Below are 16013 nucleotides of genomic sequence, written 5' to 3'. Positions count from 1 at the left end.
AGGTCAACGGGTCGGAGCCCGGGGGAAGTCGATCACGGCTGTCCGGGGTCCGCCCACGCCTCGGAAAGGCCGAACATGTCGTTGAGACGGACCGCCGCCGTCATCGCCACCGCCGCTGTCGCCGCGCTCGCGTCGGCTCCCGCCGCCCGGGGTGAGGCGCCGGCCGTGCCGACGGCCGACGTGAGCGACGCCGCCGCCGGGTGGCTCGCCCGGCAACTCGTCGACGGCGACCACTTCGAGATCGTGTTCGAGGGCGTCGCCTACCCCGACCAGGGCCTCACGCTGGACGCGCTGTTCGCCTTCACCGCGGCCGGCGTCGCGTCCGACAGCGCGGACCGGGCCGCCGCCTGGGTCGCCGAGCCCGAGGTGATCGACAACTACCTGCACTTCGGCGACGCCGCCCAGTCCTTCGCGGGCGCGCACGCCAAGCTGGCGCTGGCGGCGCAGGTGCGCGGCCAGGACCCGACAGACTTCGGCGGCGTCGACCTGATCACGGGTCTCACCGCGCTGCAGGCGCCGTCCGGCCGGTTCAAGGACAAGTCGCAGGACGGCGACTACTCCAACGGCTTCACCCAGGCCTTCGCGGTGCTCGCGCTGGACCGCTGGGAGGGCGCGCCGAAGGCCGCCGTCGACTACCTCGTCGGCGCCCAGTGCCCGGACGGCGGGTTCCCGCTGGTCCTGGAGGCCGCGACCTGCGCGTCCCACGTGGACGCCACGGCGATGGTCGCGCAGGCGTTGCTCGCGGTAGACCGGACGGCCGAGGCGGGCAGGGCGCTGGACTGGCTGACCGGCGTGCAGCACCCCGGCGGCGGGTTCCGCGACGAGGGCAGGACCGACGAGGGCAACGCCAACAGCACCGGACTCGCGGCGCAGGCACTGCGCGCGGGCGGCCGCACCGCCGCCGCGGACCTGGCGGCGAAGTTCCTGAGGTCGTTGCAGGTCGGTTGCACGGCTCCGGCGGCCGACCAGGGCGCGATCGCGTTCGACAAGGCGGGCTTCACGCAGTCCACGTCGCTGCGGGCGAGCGCCCAGGGCGTGCTCGGGCTGGTCGGCGTCGGTTTCGCGGACCTGACCGCCGAGGGCGGCGAACCGGGCGCGCCGGTGCTCGACTGCTCGGCCACCACGACCTCCCCGAGTTCGTCCACGACGACCACCTCGACTACGACGACGGCCACGACGACCACCACCTCCACCACCGGGACGACCGCCGCCACCACGACCACCACGACCGCGGCGGTGGCCGTGGTCGCCAACCGCGGCACCCTGGCCCGCACCGGCGCGGCCGTCGGCCCGACGCTGTGGATCGGCGTGTTGCTGCTGGTGGGCGGCGTGCTCGCGGTCGTGCTGGCGCGCAAGCGGTACGCGGGCGCACGCAGGTGACGAGCCGGTGGCGGCGCGTGCCGACGGCGTTGGCCGTCATGGGGCTCGCGATGCTGAACGCACCGGTGACCGCCCGCGCGGCGGACTGCGCGGGCGTCACGGTGGTCGTGGACTTCCGCTCGCTGGGCGGCGGCGTGCAGACGGGCTGCGCGCCGGGTGACCCGGCCTCGGGCACGGCCGCGCTGAGCGGCGCCGGGTTCGGCTACACGTTCGCGGCGCGGCAGCCGGGCTTCGTGTGCCGGATCAACGGCCGGCCGGGCAGCGACCCGTGCGTCGCCGCCTCGCCGCCCACGGCGTACTGGGGCTACTGGCACGGTCAACCCGGCGGGTCGTGGGTCTACAGCGGCACGAGCGCGAGCGCGCACGACCCCGCGCCGGGCAGCGTCGAGGGCTGGTCGTTCGGCGCGGGCGAACAGCCGGGCATCGCGCCACCGGCGCCCGCGCCGGAACCGACCCGGCCGGCGCCGCAACCCCCCGCGCCCGAGCCGGGCGGGCCCGTGCCACCGGCGCCGCAACCCCAGCCCGGTCAACCGGCGCAGCAGCCCACCCGGCAGTCGCAGACCGCCGCACCGACCACGACGACCGAGGCGACCGGGGCGACCACGACCGCGCCGTCCTCTTCCGGGACGTCGGCGGGCAGCACCACGCCCGGGTCGACCTCCACGGCCGGCTCGTCGAGCCCGACCGCGGTGGCGGTGCGGCCGACGGCCGACACGTCGTCCGGCGGCACGGTCGGGCTGGTGGTCGGGATCGCGGTGATCGCCGCGCTGGCCGGCCTGGGCATCGCCACCGCGCGACGGCGCGCCAAGGCGGCGGAGTGAGGCTGCACCCCGGCGCCTGGTGGCTGTGGGCGTTGTGCCTGGCCGCCGTCGCCAGCCGCACCACCAACCCGCTGCTGCTGGCGTTGGTGATCGCGGTCGCCGGGTACGTGGCCGTGTCGTGCCGCGAGGACACGCCGTGGGCGAGCGCCTACGGCGTGTTCCTCAAGTTCGCCCTCGTGGTGATCGCCATCCGCGTGGTGCTGCACGTGCTGCTCGGCGGGGTCGGCGGGCCGACGGTGCTGGTGACGTTGCCCGAGATCCCGTTGCCGGAGTGGATGAAGGGCATCCGGCTGGGCGGACCGGTCAGCGCGGAAGGGCTCGCTTTCGCGCTGTACCAAGGGCTCCAGCTGGCGACGTTGCTGTGCTGCGTGGGCGCGGCGAACGCGCTGGCCAACGCCAAGCGGCTGCTGCGGTCGCTGCCGGCCGCGTTGTACGAGGTGAGCGTGGCGGTGGTGGTGGCGTTGACGGTGGCACCGCAACTGGTGGCCAGCGCGCGCTCGGTGCGCCGGGCCAGGGCGTTGCGGGGTGACGCGGTGCGCGGGGTGAAGGCGATGCGGGTGCTGATGGTGCCGGTGCTGGAGGACGCGTTCGAGCGGTCCCTGGAGTTGGCCGCGGCGATGGACTCGCGCGGGTACGGCCGGGCGGCGGGGTTGCCGAGGCGGACCAGGGTGGTGACCGGCGTGCTGGTGCTCGGTGGGCTGGTCGGGCTGTGCGTCGGGGCGTTCGGGCTGCTCGGCGGCAGCACGCCGGGCGCGGTGGCGACGCCGGTGCTGGCCGCGGGCTCGGTGCTGGCGGTCGCGGGCCTGTGGACCGGTTCGCGGCGGGTGCGGCGCAGCCGGTACCGACCGGACCGGTGGGGTCCGCGCGAGCTGCTGATCGTCGCGTCCGGCCTGGTCGCGATGCTGGCGACGTTCCTGGCGCCGGACGGTCTCGGCGGGGCCGCGTTGACGCCGGGCACGGTGCCGCTGGTCGCGCCCGGACTGCCGTTGCTGCCGGCGATCGGCCTGCTGTGCGCGCTCGCGCCCGTGGTGGTCGTCAGGAACAGGGTGGACACGTGATCCGGTTCGAGAACGTCTCTGTCACCTACCGCGACGCCACCGCGCCCGCGTTGGCCGGGGTGGACCTGCACGTGCCCGAGGGCGAGCTGTGCCTGGTGGTCGGGCGCACCGGATCGGGCAAGTCCACGCTGCTGCGCGCGGTCAACGGCCTGGTGCCGCACTTCACCGGCGGCACGCTCACCGGTCGGGTCGTGGTGGCGGGCCGCGACACCCGCGACCACCCGCCGCGCGAGCTGGCCGACGTGGTCGGCATGGTGGCGCAGGACCCGCAGGCCGGGTTCGTCACCGATTCGGTCGAGGAGGAGCTGGCGTACTCGATGGAGTCGCTGGCGCTGCCCAACCCGGTGATGCGCAAGCGGGTCGAGGAGACGTTGGACCTGCTCGGCCTGGCCGACCTGCGGCACCGGCCGCTGGCGACGTTGTCCGGCGGGCAGCAGCAACGGGTGGCCGTCGGTGCCGCCCTCACCGCCCACCCTCGGGTGCTGGTGCTGGACGAGCCGACCTCGGCGCTGGACCCCGGTGCGGCGGAGGACGTGCTGGCCGCGCTGCACCGGCTGGTGCACGACCTGGGCATGACCGTGGTGATCGCCGAACACCGGCTGGAACGGGTCGCGCAGTACGCCGACCGCGTGGTGTGGCTGCCCGGCGGTGGTCTGCCGCCGGTCACCGGCGAACCCGGCCCGGTGCTGGCGGAGGCGCCCGTCGCGCCGCCCGTGGTGCGGCTGGGTCAGCTGGCCGGGTGGGAACCGGTGCCGGTGTCGATCCGGGACGCGCGGCGGCTGGCCGGTCCGTTGCGCGACCGCCTCGGCGAACCGCCCGCGGTGGCCTCGGCACCCTCCGCGGAGGTGGTGCGCGCACGCGACCTGCGGGTTCGGTACTCCACTGTGGACGCGGTGCGCGGTGTGTCGTTGAGCGTCGGCGCGGGTGAGCGGGTAGCGGTGATGGGGCGCAACGGGTCGGGCAAGTCGAGCCTGCTGTGGGCGGTGCAGGGCACCGGCAAGCGGTCCGGCGGCGAGGTCGCGGTGGACGGCGTCGACCCGGCGACCCTCAAGCCCGGTCCGCGCCGCAAGGCCGTCGGCCTGGTCCCGCAGCAACCCGGTGACCTGCTGTACCTGCACACGGTCGGCGGCGAGTGCGCGCAGTCCGACCGCGAGTCCGGCAGGCCGCCCGGCACGTGCCGGGAGTTGCTGGACCGGCTCGCGCCGGGCATCCCGGACGACCGGCACCCGCGTGACCTGTCCGAGGGGCAACGGCTCGCGCTGGTGCTGGCGGTGGCACTCACCCCGTCGCCGCGCGTGGTGCTGCTGGACGAGCCGACCCGCGGCCTGGACTACCCGGCCAAGACCCGGCTGGCCGCGGCGTTGCGCGCGCTCGCCGACGACGGTCACGCGATCGTGCTGGCGACGCACGATGTGGAGTTCGTGGCCGAGTACGCGAGCCGGGTGGTCGTGCTGGCCGAGGGCGAGGTGGTGGCCGACGGCCCGACCGCCGAGGTGGTCACCGCGTCCCCCGTGTTCTCGCCGCAGGTGGCGAAGGTGCTCGCGCCGCGGCCGTGGCTGACCGTGGCGGACGTGCGCGCGGCCCTGGCGGCGCGGTGAACCGGCCGATCCGCGTCCGGCCCCGCGCCACGCTCGCCCTGGCCGTGGCGGCGGCGATCAGCGTGGTCGCGTTCGGGTGGCCGTTGCTGGTCTCACCCGACGCCGCCATCGCGCGGGGCGTGAGCGCGCCGTGGACGTTCGCGCTGCTCCTGCCGCTCGTGCTGGCCGTGGTGCTGGCGGAGCTCAGCGAGGGCGGGCTGGACGCGAAGGCGGTGGCGATGCTGGGCGTGCTGTCCGCGCTGGGCGCGGCGATCCGGCCGCTCGGCGCGGGCACGGCGGGTGTCGAGACGGTGTTCTTCCTGCTCGTGCTCGGTGGCCGGGTGTTCGGGCCGGGGTTCGGGTTCGTGCTCGGCAACACCATGCTGTTCGCGTCCGCCCTGCTCACCGGCGGCGTCGGGCCGTGGCTGCCGTACCAGATGCTGGGCGCGGCGTGGGTGGCGCTGGGCGCGGGGCTGCTGCCCCCGCTGCGGGGCAGGGCGGAACTCGCGGTGCTCGCCGCGTACAGCGCCGTCGCGTCCCTGGTCTACGGGCTGCTGCTGAACCTGTCGTTCTGGCCGTTCGCGTTGAGCGCGGGCAGCACGTCGTTGTCCTTCCAGCCCGGTGCGCCGATCCTGGACAACCTGGTGCGCGTGGTGGCGTTCAGCCTGGCCACGTCCTTCGGCTGGGACATCGGCCGCGCGGTCACCACCACGGTCCTGGTGCTGGTCACCGGCCCGGTGCTGCTGCGCACGTTGCGCCGCGCCGCCCGCAGGGCGTCGTTCGGCGATCCCGCGTTCGGTGATCCCGCGTTCGGCGGTTCTCCGGCCGGCGGTCCCCAGGTCGGCGATCCTCCGGTCAGCGATTCTCCGGTAGGAGAACCTCCGGTCGGCGACTCTCCGGTCGGCGACTCTCCGGTCGGCGATCCTCCGGTCAGCGGGGCAGCTGTGCCGCCACCTCCGCCAACGCGTCCAGCACCTCCGGGGTGAGGTAGCCGGTGGCGATCTCGGCCTCGGCGACGGTGACCGTGGTCCGGTCCCGACCCGAGCCGTAGTTGGCGCCGCTGAACGCGATGTCCGCCAGGCCGACCTGCGCCGCGCCGAGCGGTTTCACGTCACCGGTGCCCGGCGCGTCCACGACGTCCTGGAACTCCCGCGCGTCACCCCGCGAGTCGAACCCGACCCAGGCCACCGCGATCACCGCCGAGTTGCCCGCGTCGTCCCCGACGGCGAACAGCACCCGGTCCATCGACGTGCACCCGGTCCGCCGCAGGAACTCGCGCACGCCGCCGAACGACGCCGCCACGCAGTCGGCCTGCTGCTTCTCGGTCCGCTTGAGCTCGCGCAACCCCATCCGCCGCCAGGCGCCCTCGGCGTCGCCCCGCCGGGCGAGTTCTTCGCCCTCGGCCTTGCGCGCCTCCACGCCCAGCCCCGGACCGCCACCACCGGAACCGCCCGCGCTCAGGCCGACCGCTCCCCCGTACCCGACCGCGCTGAGCGCGACCAGCCCGGCCAGCAGCGCCGACCTGCTCCGTCTGCCCCCGCCGGCGACGGGCCGCACGCGGCCCCTGTCGTCGGTGTAGAAACCTCTCGGCACGGTGGCCTCCTCCCCCTCAGGAAGGTTTAGCAACGCCGAGGGGTCGCAGACCCGAATTTCGCGGAGAACCGCTCGAAGAGCGCAAACCGGACGGTCGGATCACTTACGGCGTGCAGCCAGCAGGAGGGCCAGCCCGAGCAACGACATGACCAGGCCCATGCCGTACGCGGTGCGGTAGCCGAGGTGCTGCGCCAGACCCAGCAGCGGTCCGGCGAGCATCGCGCTGGTCTTGTAGGTGTTGCTGAAGAGCGTGCTGGCGTACCCCGGGCGGTCGGGCGCGAGGTCCTGGAAGTACGAGATGCCGAGGCCCATCACCGCCGAGATCACCACCGCGTGCAGCACCTGGGCGGCCATCACCTGCCACGTGGCCTGGGTGCCGAGCATGATCACGTAGTACACCGGCGCGACCGCGCCGCCCGCCAGCACCAGCACCCGGAGGTTGATCCGGACCGCCAACGCGCCGAACCCGAGCATCAGCGGGATCTCCAGGGCCGCGCACAACCCCAGCACCAGGCCGGCGTCCCGGGTCGTGCCGCCCAGGTCCTCGGTGACGAACAACGGCATCGCCACCACGCCGACCGACGTCGCGCACTGCAGCAGCACGAACCCCAGGGCCGCGAGCACGACCTCCCGCCGCAACCCGGACTGCCGCGCCACCTCGCCGGTCGGCTCCGCGACCGGGCCCAGCCGCGGCAACCACACCAGGATCACCACGACGCCCAGCGCGTACACCGCCGCGCTGACGCCGAACAGACCGGTGAACCCGCCACCGGCGAGCAGCAGGGCGCCCAGCGGCGGACCGCCGACCCACGCGATCGACATCGTCGTGCGCAGGCCGCTCATCGCCAGCGGCGCCCGGGCCGAGCCGCTGCGTTCCAGCAGCTGCCGCGCGTAGGCGTACATCTGCGGTATCTGCGAGGACGCGACGGCGAACAACGTGATCGACACCACCAGCAGGAGCCAGTACTCGCGGAACACGGCGAACAGCGCCCACGACAGCGCACCCGACGCGCCCGCGATCGCCAGCAGCGCGCGGCGGATCGCCCGCGAGTCGGAGAACCGCCCGATCACCGTGCTCACCAGCATCGAAGCCAACGCGCTGACCAGCAGGAACGCTCCGACCGCGACCGGGCCGGCGCCGACCTCCTTGATCAGGAACAGCGACAGGAACGGGCCCGCCAACGCGTACCCGACACCGGTCAGCAGGCTCACCGACAGCAGCGGGACGAAAGACCGCGTCCGGGACGGGGCAGGACGTTCGCTCAGATCGGGCACACCGGCGATCCTCGTCGTCCATTCGGGTGACGAGAAAGCCGATTTCCAGCATCCGGACTCGTGAGAGCGCTCACACCGTGGCGCGCGCGACCAGCACGGCCATGTCCAGCGGCAGCTCGCGGACGTCCTCCAGCTCGAAACCGTTGGCCGCCAGCAACCGCCGGTGGTCCTCGGTGGTCCGCTCGCCGCCCTGCACGGTGTTGACCATCATGTGCACGTTGAACGCCAGCGGCAGCAGCGTGCGCGGGTCGTCCCGGATCGGCCGCTCCACCACGGCCAGCACCGCGCCCTCGGCCATCGCCGCGCGCACGTTGCCCAGGATCACCGAGCACCGCTCGTCGTCCCAGTCGTGCATGATCCGCGACAGCAGGTAGAGGTCGCCGCCCCGCGGCACGGGGTCGTGGAAGAAGTCGCCCGCGACGACCGCGGCCCGCCCGCCGTGCGGTGCCAGCACGTCGACCGCCGCGCCGGCCACGTGCGGCCGGTCGAACAGCACGCCGCGCAGGTCGGGCCCGGCGCTCAGCACCAGGTCGAGCAGGCGCCCGTCGCCGCCGCCCACGTCGACCACCGTGCCGTTGGCGGGCAGGTCCAGCAGGTCGGGCACCAGTTCGAGGAAGGTCGTGCCCGCCGCCATCGCGCCCTCGAACAGCCGCGCGTCGGCCGGGTGCGCGGCGAAGTGCTCGAACGGCTGGGCGCCGTAGACGTGGCTGAACCCGCTCTCACCGGTGCGCACGGCGTGCTCCAGCCCGCTGAACGACCGGTAGAACAGCCCGCCGTAGATGCGGGCCAGGTCCCGCTGCGACCCGGGCACGTCGCCGCGCAGCAACGTACCGACCTCCGTCAACGACCACCGCTCGCCGTCGCGGCGGAGCACGCCGAGGGCGGCCAGGAAGGCCAGCACGCGGCGCAGCTTGTCGGCCTTGGTGCCGGTGCGCTCGGCCAGTTCGGCGGTGCCGAGCGGACCGTCGGCGAGCAGGTCGGCCACGCCCAGCTCGGCGGCCGCCGCCACGGCACGGGTGCGCCACGCGCCGGTCATCAGGTCGAGCATCGAGCGCCGCGGCTGGTCCGGCCGGCCGACGTGGCGTGCCACCGGGGCGGCGTGGTGGCCGGGCACCCGCAACTGCACGCGTGTGGGGGTCGCGCCGCGGAAGCGCAGCACCGTCGCGCCCTCGTGGTAGCCGCCGCCGTCGGCGGTGAGGCCGGCGTCGAGCAACGTCCCGCACACACCGCGCAGCACCACGTCGTCATCGGTGACGTGGAAGGCCACGTGCGACTCGGCCTGCCGGTCGTCGTGCGACATCGCCGACCCACCGCACACCACGGACAACCGCAGCTCACGCGGGCCGCCGGCGACGGTGCCGCGCACGTCCCACACGTCGAGCTCCTGCCCGGTCCGGCCGCGGAGCCGGTCACGTGCCACCACGTTCGGGACCGGGTCGCGCGCGTCGACGCCCAGGTCGGCCAGCACCCCGTGGACGTCCGACGGCTGTTCGGCGGCGACCAGCACCGCCGCGTGCGCCAACTCCAGGTGGCGCAGGACCGGCGTCGGTGCCTCACCGCCCAGCACGGCCGCCAACGCGTCACCGGCGTTGCCGTCCCGGACGAAACGCACCGCCTCCGCCAACCGGCGGAGGTCCTTCTCCCCCAACGCGCCGGGCGCGCCGCCAACCGTCACGGACATCGCTGATACTCCCAAGGGATGGCCCTGCCCCGCACGCGGGCGGGGCACGGCGGACTGGGGCCCCGTGGCCGGGGCTACGGTCTGTCGAGCTCCGGGTGGAGTTCGATGTCGCACCACCGCACCAGGCCCGCGATGCGCGGCTGCCCGTCGTGCCGCCACACCATCGACGGCTTGGCCATCGCGCCGGGGGCGCAGATCCGGCTCGCGCCCAGGACGGCGAGTTCGCGCGCGGTCCGCCGGAACTGCTCGCCGACCGCGCCGAGCCCCACGTTCTGCAGGTGCGCGGCGAACGGGCGCACGGCGTCGACCGCCGCGGCCACGTCCGGCACCGACACGATCCGCGCGACCCGGTTGCCCGCGCCGCTGAGCGGCATCAGCACGTCGTCCAGCACGACCGTCCACTCCAGACCGTCGGGCGCCCACACCCCGCCCGCGTCCGACGTGGCCGCCCGCCACTCGGCGATCAGCCTGCGGTGCTGCAACGCCGTGGCGTCGTGCACGTCGATCGTCCCGGGTGGGCTGTCGCGCGCCTCGCGGCGCATCGCCACGGCCAGGTGTTCGGCGACCGCGCGGGCGTGGTCGGCCTGCACCAGGTAGACCTGCGGAGAGAGGCACGCGTGCTGGTCGAAGTCGCTGCAGTCGGCGGCGATCCGCCTGGCCACCTCGGCCGCGCCGTGCTCGGCCGCGTACTCGGCGCTCACGATGCCGAACGACAGCTTGTGCGCGTGCTCCTCGTAGAGCTGGTGCGGCCCGACCTTCGCGCGGATCGCGGCGCACGCCTGGTCGCCGCCGTAGGCGATCACCGCGTCGGCCTGGCCCAGCGCGGCCGTCAACGTCCCCTCGTCGCCGCGGTCCCAGTAGGTGGCCACGACCGCGTCGGCGAGCACCGGCTCCACGTCGTGCAGGGTCCGCAGGAACGCGGCGGTGAAGTGCGGTTCCCTGGCCGGGATCTTGGCGATCACGCTCGCCTTCACCAGCAGCGCCCGCACCAGCGAACGCGCGGGCAGGCCGGGCACGTTGCCGGAGAACACCGCCAGCACGGTCCGCGGCCCCACCGCGGTCGTGCCGCCGCGGAAGCCGTCCAGCACCTCCGGGTCGCCCAGCTCGCGGGTCAACGCGGCCAGCAGCTGCTCGGCGTGCAGGTTGCCCAGCTCGGCGTCGAGCGCGCGGTCGATCGTCTCCTCGGACATGCCGGTGACCAGCGACGCGTTGCGCACCGCGGCGCGGCGTGCGGTGAAGTCCCGCTTGGCCCACAGGTCCACGACCGCGTCGAGGGCCTCCACGATCCGCCGCACGGGCAGCCGGCGGAGGTCTTCGTGCGCGTTCCGCAGCCCTTCGCCGACCGCGGCCCAGTCGGCGGGCCGCACGCCGCGCCACTCGTGCGGGCCGGCGGCGAGGGTGAACGGCACGCCGTCGCCCGTCAGCCACCCGGGCGTCCACGACACGGTCATGCGGCGCCTCCCGTCATCTCGTCCAACGTCAGCGAGCAGCCGCGGCTGGTGCTGCCCGCGATCCGGCCCGCGATCGCCACGCCGTGCGGCCCGGCGATGCCGAGGTCGCCGGTGAGCAGCACGTGCGGCCGGTCCAGCAGGGACAGGTCGGTGATCTCCAGCAGGCCGTGGCCCTCGGTCAGGTGCTCGCGGGTGCGCGGATCGCGGACCTTGGGCCCGCCGGCGGGGTGGCTGCCCTTGGGTCGTTCGCCGAGCGGGCCCACGGGGGTGTCGGCGGCGTCGAAGAGCTGGTTGGCCAGCTCCGTCATGCCGAAGATGTTGCCGTGCCGCTCGATGCCGAACACCCGGCGCACGGCGTCGTGCAGCTCGTCCACGGGCATGACCCGCGAGCGGCCCTTGAAGCCGCCGCCGTCCCACATCTGCGAGCCGGGCGGCAGTTCCCAGCGCTTGCCCTGCGCCTCCAACGCGTCGCAGACGTTGACGAACGCGAAGGTCCCGCCGATGAGCACCACCGGCAGGCCCTCGGCGACGGCGGCGTCCAGGTGCCTGCCCAGCAGGTCGAAGTCCACCCCGTGCGCGCCGATGACGGCCGTGCTGAGCCGGGGGTCGCCGCACGACTCGGCGATCCGCACCATGTCGAACGCGATCGCCATCTCCGGCGCGGCCTCCTGCGACGGCACGAACGCCAGGACCACGGGCCGCACGCCGTCGTCCGGCCGCAGGTGGCGCCGGGCGTTGGCCTCGATGGCCAGGCCCTTCAGCTCAAGCCCGAGCTTGGAGTAGCGCACGGTGCCCCGGACGCTGCCGGTGGTGCCGCTGGTGCGGAACACGCGGACCGGTGGCGCGTCCGGGAACAGGTGCGGACCACCGTCCTTGTAGGCGGTGTCCGGGACGCCGACGCCCACCCCCACCTGCTTCCAGTAGCGGGCGACGTCCGGGGAGTTCGCCATGGCCAGTTCGACCAGCTGCTCGTGCAGGTCGTCGGGATCGCCGACGCCATCGCAGACGAGACCTGCCATGCGTTCGAAGAGCCGCGCGACGTGGGGATCGTCGTGGGCAACGGTCATCGAGGTTTCCTCCTGCGGTGAAGGTCAACTCGGACAGGTCAGCAGCGGTGGACGCGTCCGACAAGGTCCGTCCCCGGAACGGGGCACCGCTAACCGGGGGTTGTCGAGGGAACCAGGATGACCGAGCAACGGCGCAGGTAGGACCGAATGTCCGCGTTCCGCTACGGGAAGCGGAACGCTGAACGGTCCTGGTGGTGCGGACGGCCGACCGCGGAACGACCCGGAACGCCTGCGAACGTCGGTGAACGGCACCCCAGGGGGTCGACAGGGGCTTGACACGCGCACTGACACGTGCCTGCACGCCCGATGACATGCCCACCCCGGACCGTCTCCCCCGGAACGAACAGGAAGGGGACCGACATGGAGTACGCGTTCCAGGCGGAGGGCCTGGTCAAGCGGTACGGCCGGACGACCGCGCTGGCGGGCGTCGACCTCGCCGCCCGCACGGGCACGGTGCTGGGGGTGCTGGGGCCGAACGGCGCGGGCAAGACGACCGCGGTGCGCATCCTGGCCACGCTGCTGCGGCCGGACGCCGGTCGCGCCACCGTCGGCGGGCTGGACGTGGTGGCGGACGCGCCGCGGGTGCGCCGGATGATCGGCCTGACCGGGCAGTACGCCTCGGTGGACGAGGACCTGACCGGCCTGCAGAACCTCGTGCTGATCGGGCGGTTGCTCAACCTGCGCGGCACGCGGGCCAAGGCGCGGGCCGCCGAACTGCTGCGCGACTTCGAGCTCACCGAGGCGGGCGGGCGGCAGGTCAAGACCTACTCCGGTGGCATGCGCCGGCGGCTCGACCTGGCCGCGAGCCTGGTCGGCCGGCCGGACGTGATCTACCTGGACGAGCCGACCACCGGGCTGGACCCGGCCAAGCGGGACGACATCTGGCACGTGGTGCGCGCGCTGGTCGCCGACGGCGCGACCGTGCTGCTGACCACGCAGTACCTGGAGGAGGCCGACGCGTTGGCCGACGAGATCTCGGTCGTCGACCACGGCCGGGTGATCGCGCACGGCACGCCCGCGGAGCTCAAGCGGATCGTCGGCGGGCAGACCGTGCTGGTGCGGCCGGCGGACCCGGGACGGCTGGCGGAGGCCGCCGCGGTGCTGGCCGAGGTGTCCGGGCACCAGCCGGAGTCGACCGGGCGGGGTGTGGTGACCGTGCCGGTGGACGGTGACGCGGCGTTCACGGAGGTGGTGCGGCGGCTGGACCGGCGTGGGATCGCGGTGACGGAGCTGTCGTTGCGGCTGCCGAGCCTGGACGAGGTGTTCTTCGCGTTGACCGGCAAGCACACGGAGGTGGCGGCATGACGGCGTTGGCGGCACGACCGGCGGTGGTCGACCGGGAGGCCGCGCGGCGGCCGTTCGCGTTGGCGCGGCACAGCCTCGCGCTGGCCCGGCGCAGCCTGATCAAGACGATGCGGTCGCCGGAGCAGCTGCTGGACGTGACGCTGCAGCCGGTGATCTTCGTGGTGCTGTTCGTGTACCTGCTCGGTGGCGCGGTGTCCGGGTCGACGCACGACTACCTGCAGACGCTGCTGCCCGCGATCATGGTGCAGACGACGGTGTTCGGCGGGATGGCGACCGGGGTGAACCTGAACGCCGACATCGGCAAGGGCGTGTTCGACCGGTTCCGGAGCCTGCCGATCGGCCGGTCCGCGCCGTTGATCGGGTCGGTGCTCGGTGACCTGATCCGGTACGTGGTGGCGGTGGTGTCGCTGCTGGTGTTCGGCTCGCTGATGGGGTTCCGGGTGGAGACCGGCGTGCTGCCCGCGCTGGCGGCGTGCCTGCTGGCGATCCTGTTCGCGTTCTCGTTGAGCTGGGCGTTCGTGCTCGTGGGGATGGTGGTGCGGCAGCCGGGCGCGGTGCAGGGCGTCGGGTTCCTGGTCCTGTTCCCGTTGACGTTCGGGACCAGCATGATCGCGCCGGCGGAGACGTTGCCGGGGTGGCTGCGGTCGTGGGTCGAGGTGAACCCGGTGACGCACGTGATGGACGCGTCACGCGGCCTGATGGTGGGCGGTCCGGTGGCGGCGTCGGCGGCGTGGGCGTTGGCGTGGTCGGCGTTGTTCGTGGCGGTGTTCGCGCCGCTGGCCGTGCGGGCCTACCGCCGGCGCGCCTGACCGCGGGGTCCGACGGCGGGTGTCGGAGGTAGGGTCGTCCACGTGGATCCGCACGACATCGCCGCCCGTCTCGGAGTGTCCGTCGAGGACGTCGACCGCGTGCGGCGGCTCGCCGGCGACCGGCCGTCGGCCCCGCTGCCCGCCAAGGCCGACGCGCCCGCGCTCCTCGACCGGCTCGCGGTGCCGCCGGACGACGCCGCCGAGATCATGGCCGGCTGGCCGGACCCCGGCTCTCCACTGTGGACCCCGGAGCTGCGCTGGCTGCTCGACCGCTCGACCGCCCTGGTCCGGGCCGACCTCGGGGGCCACGGCTGGCTGGCGCCGGGTCCGGAGCTGCCGCGCGAGCGCGGCCCCGCCTGGCGGCACCTCTACGTGTACGCGTACCTGGCGCTGGTCGACGTCGTCAGGGCGTACCACCGCGACCACGGGATCAGCGACGCCGTGTCGTGGGCGACCCTCGCGGACCTGGGCCGCAACCTCGGGGTCGACCGGCGGATGCGCGGCGAGGGCTGGCCGGTCATGCAGAGCTGGCTGACGCTGCACGCGCGCGGCGGCGTCTACGAGCTGGGCCGGCTGCAGTACCAGCGCGGCAGCACCGCCATCAGCCTGCACATCCCCGATTCCGGGCCGATGACCCCGGAGTCGGTCGCGGCGTCGCTCGACGAGGCCCGCGCGTTCTTCCCGCGCCACTTCCCCGACGAGCACCACACGGCGTTCTCCTGCGGCTCGTGGCTGCTGGACCCGCAGTTGCTGGAGTACCTGCCCGAGGACTCCAACATCGCCCGCTTCCAGCGGAGGTTCGAGCTGGAGCCCTACCAGGAGCCGGAAGGGCTGGACGCGGACGTCGAGGTGCTGCGGTTCGTGTTCCGCACCCTGAGCACGCCGCTGGACCGGCTGCCGCGCCGCACCGTGCTCCAGCGCGCGATCGTCGACCACCTGAAGGCCGGCCGGCACTGGTACTGGCGCACCGGCCGCTTCCCGATCTAGCCGCACGACCTGCGCGGATCCGGCGGCCGGCGTGGCCACAACCGCACCACAACCGCTCGACAACCGCGCGCGCAGAACCTGGGAACGGTCACACGGGCACCATTCCCAGAAGGAGTTTCCGACAATGTCAATGCGCGGTATCGGACGGATGCTGATCGCGGTGGGGATGATCGCCGCGGCCACCGTCGCCGGATCCACCCAGGCGAGCGCGAGCCCTCACGGTGGGGTCTTCGCCTCCTGCTCCTCGTCGTCGAACCTGACCGAGAAGTTCTGGATGAACATGTCGTGGTCCTCGTTCGCGGCCAAGGACGAGGAGTACTTCGCCGACGGCCTGCGCATCACCCAGCTCGACATCGAGGGCAACGACGTCACCGCGGCGTGGCACCCGGGTTCGGGCACCCAGCGGGTGCACTGGAACATGTCCCTGGACAGGTTCAAGGCCCTCGACACGCAGTACTTCGCCCAGGGCCTGCGCCTGGTCGACGTGGACAACGACGGCGGCGACTGGGCCGCGGTCTGGCGGCCCGGTTCCGCCGCGCAGCACTGGCGGTCGGGCATCCCGTCCTGGACCGACTTCAAGAACCAGGACCAGGTGTACTTCGACCAAGGGCTCCGGCTGGTCGACGTGATCATCACCGCGGACGACAACATCACCGGGGTGTGGCGCGGCGACCAGGGCACCGGCGGGCAGCTGTGGAGCTCGGGCGTGATGGGTACCGGGGTCGACGAGAACAACGACAGCGCGTTCGACCGGCTCAACCGGGCTCACAAGCAGGCCGGCTACGAGCTGCGGATCCTCAAGACCCACCCGCACGACGACTACATCATGGCCGTGTGGCGGTACCGGGGCGGCTCGTTCAGCCAGTCGACGGAGCTGTACCTGCCGAACGCGACGGCGGTGGCGAACATGCGGGCCTACTGCCTGGAGCACGGCATGCGCCTGGTGGCGGTGGACGCGAGGTAGCGGCTTTGCCGGCGGCACGGCCCGGGCGATCCGCCCGGGCCGTGC

At 73.9% G+C, this 16013-nt stretch carries 14 protein-coding genes; 9 read left to right on the top strand and 5 right to left on the bottom strand.

The features are described 5' to 3' along the window. Positions 1–75 precede the first annotated feature (75 nt). From AB0K14_RS20075 to AB0K14_RS20055, 5 genes are read left to right on the top strand one after another with little or no spacing between them, the layout of a single operon-like run. A complete protein-coding gene (locus AB0K14_RS20075) occupies positions 76–1380 on the top strand; it encodes a prenyltransferase/squalene oxidase repeat-containing protein (protein WP_360451380.1) in 1305 nt (434 codons plus the stop codon). Beyond that, entirely contained in the window at positions 1377–2201 is an 825-nt protein-coding gene (locus AB0K14_RS20070; protein WP_360451377.1) for a hypothetical protein, read from the top strand. The genes AB0K14_RS20075 and AB0K14_RS20070 overlap by 4 nt, the downstream gene beginning before the upstream one ends. Further along, a complete protein-coding gene (locus AB0K14_RS20065; RefSeq protein ID WP_360451375.1) occupies positions 2198–3259 on the top strand; it encodes a CbiQ family ECF transporter T component in 1062 nt (353 codons plus the stop codon). The genes AB0K14_RS20070 and AB0K14_RS20065 overlap by 4 nt, the downstream gene beginning before the upstream one ends. Continuing rightward, positions 3256–4857 (top strand): ATP-binding cassette domain-containing protein, encoded by a 1602-nt coding sequence (locus AB0K14_RS20060; RefSeq protein ID WP_360451372.1) that lies wholly within the window; start codon positions 3256–3258, stop codon positions 4855–4857. Before AB0K14_RS20065 ends, AB0K14_RS20060 begins: the two co-directional genes overlap by 4 nt. After that, positions 4812–5822, top strand: coding sequence for an ECF transporter S component (locus AB0K14_RS20055; protein WP_360451369.1), 1011 nt, complete (start codon positions 4812–4814; stop codon positions 5820–5822). Before AB0K14_RS20060 ends, AB0K14_RS20055 begins: the two co-directional genes overlap by 46 nt. On the opposite strand, the gene AB0K14_RS20050 is transcribed toward AB0K14_RS20055, so the two are convergent. From AB0K14_RS20050 to AB0K14_RS20030, 5 genes are all read right to left on the bottom strand, one after another. Continuing rightward, complete coding sequence (locus AB0K14_RS20050; RefSeq protein ID WP_360451367.1) at positions 5767–6429, bottom strand: hypothetical protein; 663 nt, start codon at positions 6427–6429, stop codon at positions 5767–5769. The genes AB0K14_RS20055 and AB0K14_RS20050 overlap by 56 nt on opposite strands. 99 nt (positions 6430–6528) lie before the next feature. After that, entirely contained in the window at positions 6529–7704 is a 1176-nt protein-coding gene (locus AB0K14_RS20045) for a sugar efflux transporter (protein ID WP_360451364.1), read from the bottom strand. 70 nt (positions 7705–7774) lie between these two features. Continuing rightward, entirely contained in the window at positions 7775–9385 is a 1611-nt protein-coding gene (locus tag AB0K14_RS20040; protein ID WP_360451361.1) for a methyltransferase, read from the bottom strand. 74 nt (positions 9386–9459) lie between these two features. After that, on the bottom strand, positions 9460–10836 hold the full coding sequence (locus tag AB0K14_RS20035; RefSeq protein ID WP_360451358.1) for an acyl-CoA reductase: 1377 nt from the start codon (positions 10834–10836) through the stop codon (positions 9460–9462). Continuing rightward, complete coding sequence (locus AB0K14_RS20030) at positions 10833–11903, bottom strand: acyl-CoA reductase (protein ID WP_360451356.1); 1071 nt, start codon at positions 11901–11903, stop codon at positions 10833–10835. The genes AB0K14_RS20035 and AB0K14_RS20030 overlap by 4 nt, the downstream gene beginning before the upstream one ends. 360 nt (positions 11904–12263) lie before the next feature. On the opposite strand from AB0K14_RS20030, the gene AB0K14_RS20025 reads away from it, so the two are divergent. From AB0K14_RS20025 to AB0K14_RS20010, 4 genes are all read left to right on the top strand, one after another. Then, entirely contained in the window at positions 12264–13208 is a 945-nt protein-coding gene (locus AB0K14_RS20025; RefSeq protein WP_360451354.1) for an ATP-binding cassette domain-containing protein, read from the top strand. After that, positions 13205–14017: an ABC transporter permease gene (locus tag AB0K14_RS20020; protein ID WP_360451351.1), complete on the top strand. Its 813-nt coding sequence runs from the start codon at positions 13205–13207 to the stop codon at positions 14015–14017. The genes AB0K14_RS20025 and AB0K14_RS20020 overlap by 4 nt, the downstream gene beginning before the upstream one ends. Positions 14018–14059: 42 nt before the next feature. Then, positions 14060–15004, top strand: coding sequence for an acyltransferase domain-containing protein (locus AB0K14_RS20015; protein ID WP_360451349.1), 945 nt, complete (start codon positions 14060–14062; stop codon positions 15002–15004). A 130-nt stretch (positions 15005–15134) separates the two neighbouring features. Beyond that, the gene (locus AB0K14_RS20010) at positions 15135–15968 is read left to right on the top strand and encodes a hypothetical protein (RefSeq protein WP_360451347.1); all 834 of its coding nucleotides are present in this window, start codon (positions 15135–15137) and stop codon (positions 15966–15968) included. Positions 15969–16013: the final 45 nt, after the last annotated feature.

The sequence above is a fragment of the Actinosynnema sp. NPDC050801 genome (genome assembly GCF_040673975.1).
In the GTDB taxonomy this organism is placed as follows: domain Bacteria; phylum Actinomycetota; class Actinomycetes; order Mycobacteriales; family Pseudonocardiaceae; genus Actinosynnema.
Note: the sequence above shows the minus strand (reverse complement) of the source record. Positions and strands in the feature narration are given on the sequence as shown.

Excerpts from the sequence above, each read along its gene's own strand:
- AB0K14_RS20075 (WP_360451380.1), top strand. The coding sequence starts at position 76 with ATGTCGTTGAGACGGACCGCCGCCGTCATCGCCACCGCCGCTGTCGCC.
- AB0K14_RS20040 (WP_360451361.1), bottom strand. The coding sequence starts at position 9,385 with ATGTCCGTGACGGTTGGCGGCGCGCCCGGCGCGTTGGGGGAGAAGGAC.
- AB0K14_RS20035 (WP_360451358.1), bottom strand. The coding sequence starts at position 10,836 with ATGACCGTGTCGTGGACGCCCGGGTGGCTGACGGGCGACGGCGTGCCG.
- AB0K14_RS20030 (WP_360451356.1), bottom strand. The coding sequence starts at position 11,903 with ATGACCGTTGCCCACGACGATCCCCACGTCGCGCGGCTCTTCGAACGC.
- AB0K14_RS20025 (WP_360451354.1), top strand. The coding sequence starts at position 12,264 with ATGGAGTACGCGTTCCAGGCGGAGGGCCTGGTCAAGCGGTACGGCCGG.
- AB0K14_RS20020 (WP_360451351.1), top strand. The coding sequence starts at position 13,205 with ATGACGGCGTTGGCGGCACGACCGGCGGTGGTCGACCGGGAGGCCGCG.
- AB0K14_RS20010 (WP_360451347.1), top strand. The coding sequence starts at position 15,135 with ATGCGCGGTATCGGACGGATGCTGATCGCGGTGGGGATGATCGCCGCG.